The organism is Antarctobacter heliothermus (assembly GCF_900188425.1).
GTDB lineage: Bacteria > Pseudomonadota > Alphaproteobacteria > Rhodobacterales > Rhodobacteraceae > Antarctobacter > Antarctobacter heliothermus.
In genome coordinates this window covers 53,328-69,164 of record NZ_FZON01000022.1, presented here as the reverse complement: position 1 = coordinate 69,164, position 15,837 = coordinate 53,328, and the positions used below count along the sequence as shown (strand labels likewise).

Sequence of the window (15,837 nt, the reverse complement as noted above, 5' to 3'; positions counted from 1 at the left end):
TCCGCACCCATCATACGAAACCCTGCAATTTCCTGCTACAGTTTTACCGGGATCACCAAACAAATTCAGATGCTTGCGACTTGTTCAGGACGAACCACTTACCCACCCATGCGGCGGAGGTTCTTGTATTTGGTCGCGATTATGGACTGACACACGCGCTGGGTGCGCGTCTGGCGGATATCTAATACGTTGGAAGCCGACTTCTGCGTCGATGCGCTGAACGAAGCGATCCACAAGGTCGGCTTACCGTTATTTGTGGTAGTGCGGACGAAGCCGGCATAGAGCCAATGTCGGTTTCGAAGACGCGTGGGGAGGCCTTGTATCAGGTGACCTCCCCCGCATTTTTCTTTGCAAGATGGGGCGCCACGCTTCATGGCGCCCCCGTATTCAATGCGCTTGTGCACCCCGGCCAATCTGGAACGTCATTTTCGGGGCGCAGCCACTGCCAGCGACAAAAGAGGTCCAGGGCGCGCGGTTATCGCCACGATCCATCGACAGGCAGTAGCCCCTGCCATGTCCGGTGTCCCAGTTGCCCGGTGTCAGGTGCTTGAACCCGGTATTGGGCGCGCCCTTGTCGTACTGGTGAATCTGCACCTTGTTTGTCCAGAGCGCATCCTGGCCGGAGGCGGAAACGACAACCTTGCTGATGGTATCCCGGTTGGGCAGGGCAATCTGCGGAGAGCGATACACGATTTTGTTGCCCCGGCTGCAGGTGGTTGAGGGCTGCATGATCTTGTTGCCTGCATATGTTTTGCCGGACGAGGTGTGAAACGTCACGCGGAGCGCGTCTTTGGAGCCGGTGTTCTCCATCGCGGGATTGTAGCAATCCATGATGACCTCATAGGCGCGGTAATTGTGAGTCAGGGGGGCCGCGTTGGCGGTCTGGACCCCGGCCAATGTCGTTGCGATCAGAAGGGCGGCGGAAGTGATCTTTGTGAAAGTGTTGGTCATGTCGTGTCCTTGCTTGGTTTGCTCTGTGTTTGCAGAACCCTGCGTCCTGCTGATGAACCCGTTTTAGACAGGCCCGCGCAGACGCGCTGTGAACGGGTTCACAGGCTGGCAAAGTGTGTGAAAAGATCGGACTCTGGCAGATGGCCAAAGCCCTTGAGACGCTGAAACAGCGCAAAGCGGATAATCCAGGTTGCAAGCGCATGTTTGGGGGCGGTCTATGGCTTCCGACGCGGGCCTCGCGCGGGTCCATCCCGCACGGCCGACTTTCGAGCCACCCTCACAGATCGAAGAAGGGTTTCACAGCTTCAGTCCATCTGCCCCAACGCGCGCAGCGCTTGGAGGTCCAGGATCGTGATCAGACCGTTTTTGATCGACAGCACCTCGTCATAGCTCAGGGCCGACAGTCGTTTGTTGATGGCTTCGCGGGTAGCGCCCAACATGTTTGCCAGTTCCGTCTGCGAGAACTTGCGCCCGAACACGGCGGTATTCCCCGACACCACAGCATGCACCATGGTCAGCTCAAAGAGCTTGGCCGCCAGCCGCGCGCCCATGTCATGAAAGGCAAATCCCCTGAGGTCTTCGGTATTGCGGCGCAGCCGATCGCAGAGCAGGACAATCAGGTGGCGCATCAGGGCGGGGTCATCCTCGAGCACCTTGTCAAAGGCGGATTGCCGCAACAAAAGCAGGCGCGCGGGTTCCAATACGGTGGTGTTGGCGGATCGCTCCGCCCCGTCCAACAGGGCAATTTCACCAAAGGCATCGCCCGGTTCGATCAATGTCAGCGTCAGCTCGCGCCCCTCGGCATTGTTGATCCAGGTGCGCACCAGACCCGATATCAAAATCCGCAGCCCGTCGGGTGGATCGCCTGCCGAAAAGATGTCCCGGCCCTTGGGCAGGGTCTCGATATGGCTCAATTGTGCAAGGCGTTTCAGGCTGTCCTCTTGCGCCTCTGTGAAAAGGTAGCATTGCCGGATCAGCTTGATCGTGTCGTCTGTCTGATCACTCATGTCTCACCCTGTTCTATGGAAGGATCCGGGATCGATCGCACCCAGAGGGATATCGCGGCGTCACGGCCCCTGAGTTTGACGGGTCCGACGGGCCGAAGGTCAAAATCCGCGACCGTCCCCGCTGCCGTGACCAGATCATCAGAGACAACCAGGTCTGCCCCCAGTGTCTTGGCCACCTCCTGCAATCGGCTTGTCACGTTAACCACGTCTCCGACAAAGGTGACATGGCCTTGTCGGGCGCCGCCCAGAACCGCCGCTGTCACCTGCCCGAAATGCGCGGTGACGCGGATGTCGACCGGGGGTTGGCCCTCTGATCCCAGGTCCGTGTTCATGTCCGCCACGCTAGCGAACAACGCCTCGGCGCAGCGCAGCGCGTTGGCAGCATCGCGCGGCAAGGGTTTGGGCAGGCCAAAGCAGATCATCGCGCCATCCCCGGCATATTGTTCCACCAGACCGGAATGGGCCGTGGCCGCGCGTTCGACAATATTGTGAAACCGGCGCAAGAACACGGCTGTCGCCGCATGACCCAGAGCGGCGCTGCGGTTCGTGAAATGCGCCACATCCACAAACAGGATCGCAGCCGCCTGTTCGCTGCCATCAAAGGCGGGTTGGGCGGAGGCGGCCAGCACCTCCTTGAGCAAGGGCGATTGATATTGCGCAAGGTTCATGGCCGCGCGTCGTTGCAGCATCAGCCGCGCCGCCCCGCCGCACAACGTTGCTGTCAACAGGGTGGCCAACAGGGTGGCCCCATCCAGCCAAAACCCCTGCACAAAGGCAAACTGCAACCCACCCAGCGCGCCACCCCACAGGGCAAGGGTCGTGATCACAGCGAGGGCGGGCACCCTGCGTGAGGCGCAGACCACGCCCAGTCCCGCAACAAAAAGCGCAATCAGCACATCCAGACCCCAGGTCAGGTCATCGCGGCGCAGGCTGCGCCCCTCGATCAGGTTCGCGGCGAGACTTGCCAGAACCTCGACCCCCGGCATGTCGCGGGCAAAGGGCGTGGCAAAGCGGTCGCCATAGCCCAGGGCCGAGGCGCCGATAAACACAACGCGCCCGGCCAGATCCGCCTGCGCCGCCTCGACCATGGAAAAGGTCGGTATCGTGCCCTCAGGTCCGTAAAAATTGATGGCAGCCTCATTGTTGGCCGTCAGCACCGTGGTGCGGTCGCCCAGGCGCAGGCTTTGCCCCCAGTGGGCGACAACATCCGTCTCTCCGGCAACCCGCAGGGCCTGCAGGGGTAACACGGGCAAAATCAGCCCCGGACCGGCCTGCACAAACAGCGGAATGCGCCGCAGGGCGCCATCGGCTTCGGGCTGGACATTGACATGGGCCAGCCAGGCCTGCGTTCCTAACCGAGCCAGTGGTGCCAGCATGGTTCGAGGGCGCCCTTGCGGCGCGCCGATGACTAGCGGCAGCGCGCTGCGCGCCAGATCGGCTTGCAGATCGCCGTTCAGATCCCTGTCCACGCCGGCCGGGTCTTCGCCCAAAAGCGAGATCGCCAGAACACTCTGGGGGTTTTCCGTCAGGACCTGTTCCAAAGCAGCATCCCCCTGGCCCTGACCAACCAGCAGCAGATCAAACGCCACGGACCGCGCCCCGGCGGCATGGGCCGCGCGCAACCCTGTGGCCAGGGCGTCACGCGGCGGCGGAAAGGCATTGAGAGCCGTCAGCGAGGCATCGTCGATTGCCAGGATCGCCACGCTTGTCGGGGCAGGCAACGGCCCCCGCAGCAAAAACCGGGCATCCAGAAGGCGCCCTTCAACACCGGACATCACGCCACCGCCATCGCTGGGCCGCCAGAGCGCAAAGAGCGCGGACAGCGCAAGCGCCAGTAGAAAAGCGATCCGCAGCGGGGTCATTGACCCTCTGGGAACAGGCGGGCCTCCTGCTGGGCTATGCGGTTCCGGCCCCAATCTTCGACCGGGCCGAGCCCATCTGAGACAGAGACTTCGACCCCTTGCCCCGCGTCCAGCACGGCCTCTGTCGGGCCATCCGCCGGGGCCTCGGCCACCGGGGTCACCACAACCTGTCCCTCGCGCACGAAAACCGCTGTCGCCTCGGCTGTGGCCTCAATCGTCCAGACCGTAGAGCGCACGGAGGCCACCGCCGACGGCGTGCGCACCTCGAACCGCGCGCCGCCGAACAAAGGCCGCGCAAAGCGGGCGATCCCCGTGGACAGGGACGCCCCCCAACCTGTCGCCCCCTGATCCACATCGACCAGAACGACCACAGAGGACGGCCCAACGGTGATCCTAAGGTCGTCTGGGCAGACCAGCGTGACAAGCCCGCGCTCGGCGGTTTCAATGCGGTCCTGAATTGCGACTTGCGCCAAGGGTTCAAGGCTGCGCCGGACCTCGCCGGTGACGGCCTCAGCCTGTCCCAGAACCGTTTCAACCGAACAGGTCACAGAGGTCTGAGCCGCAGCGCCAGAGGCCATTGGCCCCAGAAGGGCGATCGTCAAAAACAGCTTTGTGAAATGCATGATCTGATCCTTTGGTTGACGGAATGCGACGGAGGATCACCCACGGTGTTTCAGATCCCAATTTTGGCACCCTAGACCGGGCACCTCCAGAAATGAAGCACGCGTCCTGACATACGCCAATCTGTCGAACAGGGACGGTTTTATCCCCCAAAGAGGTCGGTGCAACACGTCTGTCTTGGGTCGCTTGGCCCCGACCGATGGGATCGGGGCCAAGCGCATTTTGCCTTGTTCAGTCAGCAGTCTTACATCGCCGCCAGGAACTTCATCGAGACCCAACCTGAATGGCCGTTTTTCAACTGGATCTTCCCCCAGCCGTGGGATTTCTTCACAACCTCTACCGGATACCCCTCGGGCAAAACGGCGATCCTTCCGTAGCTCTTGCCGGGGCCCGTGCGCATGTTGAGGTGGCCGCCATAGGCCCATGTGCCCGAGACTTTGTAGGTCTCCGCATAGTCATCGGGCGTGCCGGGATAGGTCTGTGTTTTGGGCGTTGTGGCATAAGACAGCTTGGCACCATTTTCGATGACTTCGAGGCAATCCCCGCGGCCGTCCTGGATCAGCCAGGGATGCCCTTCGTAGGTCTGGATTTCGACCGACTGTCCCGGTGCCAGGGTCGCGTATTCCTTCACGTCGCCATGGAAATCCAACCATGAGATGACGCGGTAGGTGCTGGTGTGATTGACAAAGTTGAAGGTGAGCTGGTCTTGCGAGTGCCGTGAGCTGGCCTTGCCCCAGAGATGGCAGCTGCTGTCGGCGTGGTGGCTAGTGAGCGCGAATTCGGAGTAGTAGGGGTCCAGCGAGATGGACAAGGCCGAGGCGTTGGAGGCGGTCAGCGCGGCGGTCAGGGCGAGGGCGATGGAAGCGATTTGCGTTTTCATGACTGGGGTCCTTTTGGTTCGGTTTGATCAGTGCGGTGTTGCAGTGTTGATGACCCGGTTATGACGGCGCGGTCGCAGACGCGCTGTGAACGCGTTCACAGGTTCATACGGTTTTTGCGCGCCTCGCGGGTTTTCAGGCGCAAACACCTGGACCCTTGAGGCCCGAGGCTGAACCGCGTGACAGGTTGAGCGGCCCCCGCGTGCGGAAATCCGCTGCGTATATGGCGCGTCCGGGCAGCGTGATCTTTGCCCATCGTGAGAGGCGGTGCTGTCGGGATCTGTCCCAACAACATGGCCCACACCGCAACCCGCCCCTTCTGTCTCGGTACACTTTGGCACGACGATCCTGTGCGCCGCAGAGCAACAGAGGGAGGGCAGCAGCCCTTGCCACGTCAGGGGCATGATTTTCGCCCCTAGCGCGGAAGACCTCAGATAGCGCCGGAAAAGTCTCTGCCGTCGCTTTGGCTCCCTTTGGACGTGTCACCCTGCCTGCGCGACAAAGGTGCTGACAACGGGTGCGGGCAGGGCTGGATCTGTCCCTGCCGCTTGTCGTGCGGAGGGCTGCGGCCCTTTTTTGCACCCCCTGTGAACGCGTTCACAGCGCGGGTCGGTGGGGCGGGGCATGTTGGGGTCACCGCTCGAGAGAGCACAGAACACTCAACCCAAAGGACCAGACCAATGACCCGTTTCACCAAAGCCATCTCCGCCACTCTCGCCGCAGCAACGATCCTGAGCAGCACCATGGTTCAGGCCGATCTGCAAAGACCCGACGGATCCTCGACGCTCTACTTTGCCCAGATCGATTGCCATACCTCCAGCCTCGATCACACCGGCACCAAGAGCAATGTCCAGGTCAAGTTCGTCAGCGTCGACGGCGACCCCGCCGGCACCGCCACCCTGTCGGTCACCGACATCGAAGCCGAAACCATGAAGATCAACCCCAACATCAACCCGCTCAGCTCGGCGCTTGGCAGTTTCGACTATCCCCGCTGCGGTGTCTTTGCCGATGCGGTCTACTTCTCGGACACGTTCGAGCCCTTTGACCTCAAGCACATCGACATCACGATCGGCGGCGACGATGCCTTCTGGATGGATGAAATCCGGGTCTACCGCCGCGACTTTGCCAACGATCGGTTCAAGGACAACCTGATCGGCCACTGGGGACGCGACAACGGCAACGGCTGGTGCCTGTCCACCGATGCAAACGACATCAACGGCTCCTTCAAGGATCGGTCCACCAGCTCGGGCTGTGTCACCGCGTTCCGCTTTCAGGTCGAAGACGAAAAGGTCTTCAAGGTCCGCTGAGCCAAGTCCCGCCGGCAATGGTTGTGCCGGTTACGCCTGCGCGCTCAAGGAGCGCGCAGGCGATTTGGCGTTGGATGGTTGATCAAGGTGCGGAGCGGGGTCAATCCATTCGATCCTAGACGTCGCCGAAGGTTTCCCGCACCTGCGCCCAGGCCTTGGACAGGTGGTCGCGCAGGCGGGCCTCGGCCGCATCGGGGTCGCGCATCAGGATGGCGTCGTAAATCGCCTTGTGCGCCCCGAGGTTGGTGCGGTTGCGCTCTGGCAGACGGGGCATCTGTGACCATTGCGGGGCCAACCACGTTGTATAGGCGCGGTGGATCGCCGGCAGAACCGGGTTCTGTGGAATTTGGTACAACACACCGTGAAAGGCGTTGTCGGTTCGGTAGAATTCTTCGCTGTCCTCAACTGCGGCGGCGTTCGCCTCCAGCGCCTCTTTCAGCGCGGCAATGTCGTCGCGGGTGGCCAATTGCGCCGCCTGTCGGGCCAGTGCCGCCTCAACCATGATGCGGGTGTCAAAGAGGTTCCTGACCCCGCCCGGTTCGGACAGCAGATGTGTGACGATGCTGCCTACCGCGTCAATGGCGGCATCAAATCCGGGTTTGCGGACCACCGGCCGATGGCGCGGCAGCGCCTCGATCAGACCGCGCGATGACAGGGTGCGCACCGCCTCGCGCACGACAGTGCGCGAGATGCCGTATTCCTCCATCAGGTCGCGCTCAGGGGGAAGCGGCTGGCCGTCGGGCAAATCGCCGAGGCGGATACGTTCCGCGATGCTGTGCACCACCTGATCTGCGGCCCGTCCAGAATCGTCGTGCTGTGCCATGCTTGGGTCCTGTGTTTGCCCGGAAAACCAGGTTTCCTAATTGGACCAGCTTTGGCGGAGAAGTCAATTTGGTCAGTTTTGGTATGACTAAACGTGGAAAGTTCAGCGATGTATGTTGACATATTGCCGATTTGTGGCGCAGATACGGTAAACTTGGTACGATCAAAATGCCCGGGATGCCTGACATGACCCATGCCCCTACCGCCGACCGCATTGCACGCGTCACTGTGCGTCTGTTCGACGTGCCGCTGGCCGAGGTGCTAAGCGACGCAAAACACGGCGATCATACACATTTTGAACTGATCACCGCCACCGTCACGCTGGACGATGGCAGTCAGGGCACCGGCTACACCTATACCGGCGGCAAGGGCGGGCGGGCGATTGCCGCGATGATCGAACATGATCTTGCGCCATTTCTGGTCGGCAAACCGGCGGGCGATGTCGAGGCGCTGTACGACGCGATGCAATGGCACGTCCATTACGTCGCACGGGGCGGCATCGCGTCGTTTGCGATCTCGGCGGTGGACATCGCGCTGTGGGATCTGCGCGGCAAACGCACGGGCCAGCCGCTGTGGCAGATGGCAGGCGGGGCAGGGGACCGCTGTCAGGCCTATGCGGGCGGGATCGACCTGAACTTTCCCCTGCCAAAGCTGCTGGACAGCATTCGGGGCTACCTGGATCGTGGCTTTGACGCGGTAAAGATCAAGGTGGGGCAGCCGACGCTGGCTGAGGACGTGGAACGGGTCAAGGCCGTGCGCGAGTTGATCGGCCCGGACGCGCGTTTCATGGTGGATGCCAATTACTCGATGGAAGAGGCGCAGGCGATCGACGCCGCCCGCGCCTTTGCCCCCTATGACCTGACGTGGTTCGAGGAACCGATCATTCCCGACAACTACAAGGGCTATGGCCGCATCGCAGAGGCCACCGGCATGCCGCTGGCCATGGGCGAGAACCTGCACACGATCCATGAATTCGAATACGCGGTCGCGGATTCCCGGCTGAGTTTCCTGCAACCGGATGCGTCCAACTGTGGTGGCATCACCGGCTGGTTGCAGGTGGCGGCCTTGGGCCGTGCGCATGGCATTCCGGTGTGCAGCCACGGGATGCAGGAACTGCACGTCAGCCTTGTGTCGGGGCAGGGCCTTGGCTGGATCGAGGTGCATTCCTTTCCCATCGACACCTACACAATCCGCCCCTTGGTGGTCGAGGATCACCGCGCCGTCGCCCCGGATACACCGGGCACGGGCGTGATTTTCGACTGGGACAGATTGCAAGCCGCTCATGAGGAGATGCACGGATGACAAAGATCGACGCCGCTTTTTATCGCGGCAACCGCACCTTTACCGTTGAACAGGCTGATGCCCCCGCGCCCGGCCCCGGTGAGGTGCAATTACGCATCGCCTATTGCGGTATCTGTGGCACCGACATGCATGTGTTTCATGGCAATATGGACGCGCGTGTGGGTTTGAACCGCATCGTCGGGCATGAGATGTCGGCGGTGGTCGCGGCGGTGGGTGAGGGCGTGACCAATGTTGCGCCGGGGCAGAACGTGGTGGTGCGCCCGCTGGACCCTTGCGGCACCTGCCCCGCCTGCAAGCGTGGTCATGCCCATATCTGTCACAACCAGAAATTCCTTGGCCTCGATACCGATGGTGCGATGCAGGAACTGTGGAACGCGCCCGCGCACACGCTGCACATCCTGCCGGACGGGATGCGGCTGGACCATGCCGCGCTGATCGAACCCGTTGCCGTGGCCTGCCATGACGTGCGCATGGCCGGGGTGCAGCCGGGTGAGGACGTGGTGGTGATTGGCGGCGGCCCGATTGGCGTGCTGGTCGCCATGGTCGCGCGTGAGGCGGGCGGCAATGTCGTGCTGTCCGAAGTCAATGAGACCCGGCTGGAGATTGCGCGCGCGCTGGGGTTCGACACGGTGAACCCGGCCAAGGAGGACCTGAAATCGGTGATTGAGGCACGCACCGGCACCAAAGGGGCCGATGTGGTGTTCGAGGTCTCAGGCTCACAGCCCGGTGTCGATGCCATGACCGCCGTGGCCGCCACCCGCGCGCGGATTGTCATGGTGGCGATCCACGCCAAGAAACCGCAGGTGGATATGTTCCAATTCTTCTGGCGAGAGTTGAAACTGATCGGTGCGCGGGTCTATGAACCCGAAGACTACGACAAGGCCATCGTCCTTGTAGCCGAGGGCAAGATAGCCTCTGATACGGTAATCACCGATGTCAGCCCGCTGGCCGACATTCAAAAGGCGTTCGAAGCGCTCGACGCCAGCCCGACAGCCCTGAAAAGCCTCATCAAGGTGGGAGACCCTGCATGACCGTCCTTTCAAGCTTTGACCTGAGCGGCAAGACCGCCGTTGTCACCGGCGCCAAGCGCGGCATTGGCCGTGGCATGGCCGAGGCACTGGCGCAGGCGGGGGCGGATATCGTCGGGGTCAGCGCGTCGCTGGCGCCGGGATCCGAGGTGGAACAGGCGGTGACGGCGCTGGGGCGCAAGTTCAGGGCCTATCAGTGCGATTTTTCTGACCGCGCGGCGGTGACGGGTTTTGCGGCACAGCTTGACGCGGATGGCGTCAAACCCGACATCCTGATCAACAACGCTGGCACCATCAAACGCAAACCGGCGGCAGAGCATCCCGACGACTGGTGGGATGAGGTGATCGAGGTGAACCTCTCGGCGCAGTTTGTCCTGAGCCGTGAGATCGGGCGCGGCATGGTCGAACGGGGCCGGGGCAAAATCATCTTCACCGCGTCATTGCTGAGTTTTCAGGGCGGGATCACCGTGCCGGGCTATGCGGCGTCCAAGGGCGGGATCGCGCAGTTGACCAAGGCCTTGGCCAATGAATGGGCGGGCAAGGGTGTCAACGTGAACGCCATCGCGCCGGGGTATGTGGCTACTGACAACACGCAGGCCTTGCAGGATGATCCCGACCGATCCGAGGCGATCCTTGCGCGCATACCGCAGGGCCGCTGGGGAACGCCGCAGGACTTTGCCGGTCCCGCCGTGTTCCTTGCCTCCGCCGCGTCGGATTATGTCAACGGAGAGATCCTGGTGGTGGACGGCGGCTGGATGGGGCGCTGACACGGCGCCTCCGGTCACACATTTGCCCGGGGCTTGAGGTCCAGTGATCCGCGCCCTCGGCATGTCACCTTGAGCGTTGTGTTTGGTGTCGGATCTTTCCCTCACATACATGCAGAGAATGTGGTGCCAAGCACTGCATGCCGTCGAATTTCGAACGCCTCATGCAAAACGTGCCGTCGTTGATGCCGTGCGTGCGGCGTAGTTCCCTAATGCCAATCCCGGTCGACGCGCCAGGTCCAACAGGACAGCCGGCCATCTCATATCCCGCTCAGGTGTTTTCGAGGGCAGGGTAAACTCACGCTGACACGTTTGTGCCGATAATCTGTGTTATGTTACATTCAAGAGAGCCTATGGCGCCCGAGACAATCGGTTTGCCGACAGGCCCAATGCGCGGATCTGTTGTGACATCTGTACAAAAGAACCATCGGCGTGTTTGCGGATCACCAGATGCGCCTGTGCGGCGTCATGCGCGCGACAGGCAGCGATCAGCTCGTCATGTTCTTCCTTGATCGTCTCAAAGCGGGCAGGAGAAATCCGCAGCCGCGCGGCCTGCACATTCAGAGAAGTGCGCAGGTTGCGCCAAATCTCGGCCGCAGTCTGGTTGTAGTGGTTGCGGCAAAAGATGTTGTGAAACTGGAAATCCAGTTTGCGGAATTCCAGTTGCTCGCTGTGTGACGTGGCATGGATCTTTTTCTGGATCGCTTCCAATTCGTCGATGTGTTCGTCGGGGGCATAATCCGCAAACCAGGTCACGAAATAAGGCTCCAGCATTTGCAAGACCTCAAAGACGTTCTGGATAAACCCCGCATCCGTAGGCCGGACCGTCGCGCCCTTGTTCGGGTGGATCTGGACAAAGCCTTCGCCCTGCATCCGCCGCAAGACCTCGCGAACCGGGCTGGTGCTGACACCGAAACGGTTTGCAAGCTCGGAAACCTTCAGCCGCTGGCCGTCGGCCAGACGGCCCAAGTAGATTTCGCTCAGGATCGCTTCGTAAAGCGGTGTGTCCTCGGTATCTTCCCGCAGCTTCATGCGTTTATCCGTCCTCCGGGATCGCCGGTCACTATAACCGGGCGGTTTGCCAAGTACCACCCTGCCCTGGCTGGCATCAGATTTCGCCAGCAAAGTGGCACAGCACATCCGCGCCGCCAATGTTGCGCACCGGCGGCCGGGTGGCGCGGCACAGGTCGGTGGCATGAGGACAGCGCGGGGCGAACCGGCAGCCCGTGGTCGACGCAGTCACATCCACCGGTTCCGCCCCTGCCCCGGCCTTGCGGCGGCGTTGGCGCGGATCGGCGACGGGCACCGCCTGTAGCAGCGCGCGGGTGTAGGGGTGCTGCGGTGCGCGGAACAGGGTCGCGGTATCGGCCACCTCGACGAACTGGCCCCGATACATCACCGCCACCCGGTCGCAGATATGTTCCACCACCGCCAGATCATGCGCGATAAAGACAAAGGTCAGGGAAAATTCCTGCTGCAAGTCCTGCAACAGGTTCAGCGTCTGCGCCTGGATGGACACATCCAGCGCCGACACCGCCTCATCCGCGACCACCAGTTCGGGATGCGTCGACAATGCCCGCGCGATGCCCAGACGCTGCCGCTGGCCGCCGGAAAAGGCATTGGGGTAACGGTGCATGAACTCGTGGCGCAACCCGACGTTTTCCAACAGGGTGCCGACCCGTTCAGCCAGCGCCTTGCCCCTCAGCCCTTCGGATTTCTGCAAGGCCTGGCCGACAATGTCGATCACCCGAAGGCGCGGGTTCAGCGAGGCCTGAGGGTCTTGAAAGATCATCCGCAGCTTGCGCCAGACCTGCCGCAACTGTTCGATCGGCGCATCGGCCAGGTCGACCTCCTGCCCCGATTGCGGCCGGAACCGGATGCTGCCGTCGCTCGGGTCCAGCACGCGCAGGATGCAGCGCCCCAGCGTGGTCTTGCCGCTGCCACTTTCACCCACGATGCCGAATGTCTCCCCGCGCCTCACGTCAAAGGAAACCGCATCCACGGCGACAAATCCCTTGGCCGGTTTCGACAGCCACCCGCCCTTGTTTCCGCCAAAGGACATGGTCAGGTCGCGCACTTCGAGAATGGAGTCAGTCATCGGCGTTCTCCATGTCAGGCCGAAGGCGCGCGCCGTCTTCGTGCAGGAAACAGGCCACTTCGCCGTCCTCGACGGGTTTCAAAGGCGGTTCACGCAGGTCACAAGTCCCCGGCATGAAATGATCGCAGCGGGTACGAAAGGTACAACCCGATGGCCGCGCCAGAGGATGCGGAACCATGCCGCGAATGGCAGGCAGTCGCTCCTTCGAGGTCATGCCGATACGCGGCACCGAATTCAGCAACGCGCGGGTGTAGGGATGGCGGGGGGATTCAAATAACCCGTAGACGTCCGATTTCTCGACGATCCGGCCCATGTACATGACGGCCACATCATCGGCGACTTCGGCCACCACACCCAGATCATGGGTGATCAGCATCACCGCCATCCGAAACTCTTCTTTCAGCTCGGCGATCAGGTCGAGAATTTGCGCCTGCGTGGTCACGTCCAGCGCCGTTGTCGGCTCATCCGCGATCAACAGGCGCGGCTGACAGGACAGCGCCATGGCGATCATTGCACGCTGCCGCATCCCGCCCGACAGCTCGAACGGATAGCTTTCGAACCGTTCCGCCGGGCGCGGGATGCCGACGCGGGCCAGCATGTCGATGGCCTCTGCCTTGGCCTCGGCTCTGGTCACGTCGCGGTGCAGGCGGATGGTTTCGGTGATCTGCTTGCCGATCTTCTGGATCGGCCCCAAAGAACTCATCGGCTCCTGAAAGATCATCGAAATGTCGCTGCCCCGGATCGACCGTAGGGCGCGCGACCCAGACCGCGCGCGGGCCAGATCGACGGTGCGTCCGTCGGCTGCGTGATACAGAATGCTGCCGCCGGTGATCCGCCCCGGCGCATCGACAATGCGCAGGATGGACCGGGCAAGGATCGACTTGCCGCAGCCACTTTCCCCCAGCAGGCACAGTGTCCGGTTGGGGTGGATGTCCAGATCCACACCTTCGACGGCCTTCACCAACCCGTCGTCGGTAAAGAAGTGGGTCTTGAGCCCGCGAATCTGGATCATCGGGGTTTCTGTGATGTCAGTTTGCATAGGGATCTGCGGCATCGCGAAGGCCGTCTCCTAGAAAGTTGAGGGCAAGCACCGCAGTCACGATGACCGCGCCGGGTGCAATCAAGAGCCAGGGGGCCTCGATGATGGTGCGGATGTTCTGCGCCTCTTTCAGCAGGGTCCCCCACGACACGATGGGCGGTTGCAGCCCGATCCCGAGGAAAGACAGCGAGGTTTCGGCAAGGATCATCAGCGGCACCGCCAGCGTCAGCGAGGCGATGATATGGCTGGCGAAACTGGGCACCAGGTGTTTGCGGATCACCTGCCAGTCGGACAGCCCGTCCAGCCGCGCGGCGGTGACGAAATCCTCATGCCGCAGCGACAGGAACTTGCCCCGCACCTCGCGCGCAAGGGTTGTCCAGCCGATCATGGACACGATGAGCGTCACCACGAAATAGGTGCGCAGCGGCGGCCAATCCAGCGGGATCGCTGCGGCCAGCCCCATCCACAGCGGAATGGTGGGAATGGACCGCAGGAATTCGATCAACCGCTGGATCGCGTTGTCGATCCAGCCGCCGTAATACCCCGAAATCCCGCCCAGACTGACCCCCACCAGCAGCGACACCGCCACACCGACAAGGCCGATGGACATGGAAATCCGCGTGCCCATGATGATCCGGCTCAGGATGTCACGACCCAGCCGGTCGGCACCGAAGAAATAGACCTTTTGTTTCGGGTCCTTGGGGCCAAAGAAATGCCGGTTCGTCGGGATCAACCAGAGCAGTTTGTACTCATGGCCTTTGACGAAAAAGCCCAGCGGGATCAGTTTTTCCGGGTCCTCGACAAAGTGTCGGCGCATTGCCTCGCGGTCGATCTCCATCTTCAGGCCCCGCGCGTGCAGGATGAACCGGCTGCCGCCGTCCTCTGCGGGGGCAAGGAAATGAATGCCCTGCGGCGGCGCGAATGGCGCGCGGGTGTTGGTGGCCAGATGGTCGGCGGGCGACAGGAATTCGCCGAACAGCGCAACGACATAGACAAAGCCGACGATGAACAGGCTGAAATAAGCGATCTTGTGACGGCGGAACTGCCGCCACATCAGCGCCCAGGGGCCCAGCAGATCAGGTGTCTTGACGGACTCGACCGCCTGCACCTCGGATGCGGAATCGATGGATGTCATTGGTAGCGTATCCTCGGGTCGACCCAGGCAAGCAGGACATCGGACAGCAGCGTGCCGATCACGGTCAGCATGCTGACGATCAGGATCAGCGATCCGGCAAGGTACATGTCCTGCACCAACAGCGCGCGCAGCAGCAGCGGCCCGGTCGTGGGCAGGTTCATGACCACGGCGACGATGATCTCACCCGACACCAGCGTCGGCAAAATCCACCCGATGGTCGAGATGAAGGGGTTCAGCGCCACCCGCACGGGATAACGCAACAACAGTTGAAATTCGGACATGCCCTTGGCGCGGGCGGTGACGACATAGGGCCGGTACAATTCATCCAGCAGGTTGGCGCGCATGATGCGGATCAGCGCCGCCGCCCCGGATGTGCCGACCACGAACACGGGCATCCAAATGTGTTGCAGCAGGTTGGTGAACTTGGCCCAGGTCCAGGGCTGGTCGAGGTATTCGGGGCTGACCAGCCCGCCCACCGACTGGCCGAAGTACTTGAAGGCCACATACATCATGACCAGCGCCAGCAGGAAATTCGGCACCGCCAGCCCGACAAAGCCAAACAAGGTGGCGACGTAATCGCCGACTGAATATTTGCGCACCGCCGAATAGATGCCGATGGGCAGCGCCACGATCCAGATGAAAATTAGCGTCAGGATAGAGATTGCAAAGGTCCAGCCCAGCCTGTCCCAGATCACATCCGTCACCGGCACGTTCTTTTCAAAGGAAATGCCGAAATCGCCCTCCAGCAGGATGCCGGTCATCCATTTCCAATATTGCAGGTACATCGGCTGACCCAGCCCGTACTGCTCGCGCAGTTGTTCGACGACGGCGGTGTTATCGACACCGGCCTCGCCCATCTCGGCAGCCAGCGAATCCAGGTAGTCGCCCGGCGGCAACTGGATGATGACAAAAGTGACGATAGAGACCAGAAAGACGGTCGGGATCATGTAGAGAACCCGCCGCAGGATGAAGCTGCCCATGTCTTCTCCATTGCGTTGCAGTTCAAAGGCGGGGCGCCCGCCG

General features: G+C 61.9%; 16 protein-coding genes. 5 read left to right on the top strand and 11 right to left on the bottom strand.

What is annotated here, in order from left to right; all coding sequences use genetic code 11:
* A partial coding sequence (locus CHB90_RS27545; RefSeq protein ID WP_212591600.1) for a hypothetical protein occupies positions 1-185 on the top strand: 185 nt, incomplete at its 5' end.
* Between the two features lie 202 nt (positions 186-387).
* Here CHB90_RS27545 and CHB90_RS12870 read toward each other — a convergent pair.
* The 5 genes from CHB90_RS12870 to CHB90_RS12850 form a co-directional block, all read right to left on the bottom strand.
* Positions 388-951 carry a hypothetical protein gene (locus CHB90_RS12870; RefSeq protein ID WP_089278273.1) on the bottom strand — a complete coding sequence of 188 codons (564 nt, stop codon included), beginning with the start codon at positions 949-951 and terminating at the stop codon, positions 388-390.
* Between the two features lie 305 nt (positions 952-1,256).
* A complete protein-coding gene (locus CHB90_RS12865; protein ID WP_089278272.1) occupies positions 1,257-1,958 on the bottom strand; it encodes a Crp/Fnr family transcriptional regulator in 702 nt (233 codons plus the stop codon).
* A complete protein-coding gene (locus CHB90_RS12860; RefSeq protein WP_089278271.1) occupies positions 1,955-3,820 on the bottom strand; it encodes a CHASE2 domain-containing protein in 1,866 nt (621 codons plus the stop codon). Before CHB90_RS12860 ends, CHB90_RS12865 begins: the two co-directional genes overlap by 4 nt.
* Positions 3,817-4,443 (bottom strand): FecR domain-containing protein, encoded by a 627-nt coding sequence (locus tag CHB90_RS12855; RefSeq protein WP_089278270.1) that lies wholly within the window; start codon positions 4,441-4,443, stop codon positions 3,817-3,819. The genes CHB90_RS12860 and CHB90_RS12855 overlap by 4 nt, the downstream gene beginning before the upstream one ends.
* 242 nt (positions 4,444-4,685) lie before the next feature.
* Complete coding sequence (locus CHB90_RS12850) at positions 4,686-5,321, bottom strand: SH3 domain-containing protein (RefSeq protein WP_089278269.1); 636 nt, start codon at positions 5,319-5,321, stop codon at positions 4,686-4,688.
* Positions 5,322-5,999: 678 nt separating this feature from the next.
* On the opposite strand from CHB90_RS12850, the gene CHB90_RS12845 reads away from it, so the two are divergent.
* Positions 6,000-6,626, top strand: coding sequence for a hypothetical protein (locus tag CHB90_RS12845; protein WP_089278268.1), 627 nt, complete (start codon positions 6,000-6,002; stop codon positions 6,624-6,626).
* A gap of 115 nt (positions 6,627-6,741) precedes the next feature.
* On the opposite strand, the gene CHB90_RS12840 is transcribed toward CHB90_RS12845, so the two are convergent.
* Positions 6,742-7,449: a FadR/GntR family transcriptional regulator gene (locus tag CHB90_RS12840; protein ID WP_089278267.1), complete on the bottom strand. Its 708-nt coding sequence runs from the start codon at positions 7,447-7,449 to the stop codon at positions 6,742-6,744.
* Positions 7,450-7,634: 185 nt separating this feature from the next.
* Between CHB90_RS12840 and CHB90_RS12835 the strand changes: the two genes are divergently transcribed.
* From CHB90_RS12835 to CHB90_RS12825, 3 genes are read left to right on the top strand one after another with little or no spacing between them, the layout of a single operon-like run.
* Positions 7,635-8,750, top strand: a complete 1,116-nt coding sequence (locus CHB90_RS12835; protein WP_089278279.1) for a mandelate racemase/muconate lactonizing enzyme family protein — start codon at positions 7,635-7,637, stop codon at positions 8,748-8,750.
* Positions 8,747-9,781 carry a zinc-dependent alcohol dehydrogenase gene (locus CHB90_RS12830; protein WP_089278266.1) on the top strand — a complete coding sequence of 345 codons (1,035 nt, stop codon included), beginning with the start codon at positions 8,747-8,749 and terminating at the stop codon, positions 9,779-9,781. The genes CHB90_RS12835 and CHB90_RS12830 overlap by 4 nt, the downstream gene beginning before the upstream one ends.
* The gene (locus CHB90_RS12825) at positions 9,778-10,545 is read left to right on the top strand and encodes an SDR family oxidoreductase (RefSeq protein ID WP_089278265.1); all 768 of its coding nucleotides are present in this window, start codon (positions 9,778-9,780) and stop codon (positions 10,543-10,545) included. The genes CHB90_RS12830 and CHB90_RS12825 overlap by 4 nt, the downstream gene beginning before the upstream one ends.
* A 348-nt stretch (positions 10,546-10,893) precedes the next feature.
* Here CHB90_RS12825 and CHB90_RS12820 read toward each other — a convergent pair whose 3' ends face one another.
* From CHB90_RS12820 to CHB90_RS12800, 5 genes are all read right to left on the bottom strand, one after another.
* Positions 10,894-11,574, bottom strand: coding sequence for a GntR family transcriptional regulator (locus tag CHB90_RS12820; RefSeq protein ID WP_170941059.1), 681 nt, complete (start codon positions 11,572-11,574; stop codon positions 10,894-10,896).
* 76 nt (positions 11,575-11,650) lie between these two features.
* A complete protein-coding gene (locus tag CHB90_RS12815; protein WP_089278263.1) occupies positions 11,651-12,640 on the bottom strand; it encodes an ABC transporter ATP-binding protein in 990 nt (329 codons plus the stop codon).
* Positions 12,633-13,679 (bottom strand): ABC transporter ATP-binding protein, encoded by a 1,047-nt coding sequence (locus CHB90_RS12810; protein WP_089278262.1) that lies wholly within the window; start codon positions 13,677-13,679, stop codon positions 12,633-12,635. Before CHB90_RS12810 ends, CHB90_RS12815 begins: the two co-directional genes overlap by 8 nt.
* On the bottom strand, positions 13,669-14,814 hold the full coding sequence (locus tag CHB90_RS12805; protein WP_089278261.1) for an ABC transporter permease: 1,146 nt from the start codon (positions 14,812-14,814) through the stop codon (positions 13,669-13,671). Before CHB90_RS12805 ends, CHB90_RS12810 begins: the two co-directional genes overlap by 11 nt.
* Complete coding sequence (locus tag CHB90_RS12800) at positions 14,811-15,794, bottom strand: ABC transporter permease (protein ID WP_089278260.1); 984 nt, start codon at positions 15,792-15,794, stop codon at positions 14,811-14,813. The genes CHB90_RS12805 and CHB90_RS12800 overlap by 4 nt, the downstream gene beginning before the upstream one ends.
* Positions 15,795-15,837: the final 43 nt, after the last annotated feature.

Excerpts from the sequence above, each read along its gene's own strand:
- CHB90_RS12830 (WP_089278266.1), top strand. The coding sequence starts at position 8,747 with ATGACAAAGATCGACGCCGCTTTTTATCGCGGCAACCGCACCTTTACC.
- CHB90_RS12850 (WP_089278269.1), bottom strand. The coding sequence starts at position 5,321 with ATGAAAACGCAAATCGCTTCCATCGCCCTCGCCCTGACCGCCGCGCTG.
- CHB90_RS12800 (WP_089278260.1), bottom strand. The coding sequence starts at position 15,794 with ATGGGCAGCTTCATCCTGCGGCGGGTTCTCTACATGATCCCGACCGTC.
- CHB90_RS12815 (WP_089278263.1), bottom strand. The coding sequence starts at position 12,640 with ATGACTGACTCCATTCTCGAAGTGCGCGACCTGACCATGTCCTTTGGC.
- CHB90_RS12820 (WP_170941059.1), bottom strand. The coding sequence starts at position 11,574 with ATGAAGCTGCGGGAAGATACCGAGGACACACCGCTTTACGAAGCGATC.
- CHB90_RS12810 (WP_089278262.1), bottom strand. The coding sequence starts at position 13,679 with ATGCAAACTGACATCACAGAAACCCCGATGATCCAGATTCGCGGGCTC.
- CHB90_RS12825 (WP_089278265.1), top strand. The coding sequence starts at position 9,778 with ATGACCGTCCTTTCAAGCTTTGACCTGAGCGGCAAGACCGCCGTTGTC.
- CHB90_RS12865 (WP_089278272.1), bottom strand. The coding sequence starts at position 1,958 with ATGAGTGATCAGACAGACGACACGATCAAGCTGATCCGGCAATGCTAC.
- CHB90_RS12835 (WP_089278279.1), top strand. The coding sequence starts at position 7,635 with ATGACCCATGCCCCTACCGCCGACCGCATTGCACGCGTCACTGTGCGT.
- CHB90_RS12840 (WP_089278267.1), bottom strand. The coding sequence starts at position 7,449 with ATGGCACAGCACGACGATTCTGGACGGGCCGCAGATCAGGTGGTGCAC.
- CHB90_RS12860 (WP_089278271.1), bottom strand. The coding sequence starts at position 3,820 with ATGACCCCGCTGCGGATCGCTTTTCTACTGGCGCTTGCGCTGTCCGCG.
- CHB90_RS12870 (WP_089278273.1), bottom strand. The coding sequence starts at position 951 with ATGACCAACACTTTCACAAAGATCACTTCCGCCGCCCTTCTGATCGCA.
- CHB90_RS12805 (WP_089278261.1), bottom strand. The coding sequence starts at position 14,814 with ATGACATCCATCGATTCCGCATCCGAGGTGCAGGCGGTCGAGTCCGTC.
- CHB90_RS12855 (WP_089278270.1), bottom strand. The coding sequence starts at position 4,443 with ATGCATTTCACAAAGCTGTTTTTGACGATCGCCCTTCTGGGGCCAATG.
- CHB90_RS12845 (WP_089278268.1), top strand. The coding sequence starts at position 6,000 with ATGACCCGTTTCACCAAAGCCATCTCCGCCACTCTCGCCGCAGCAACG.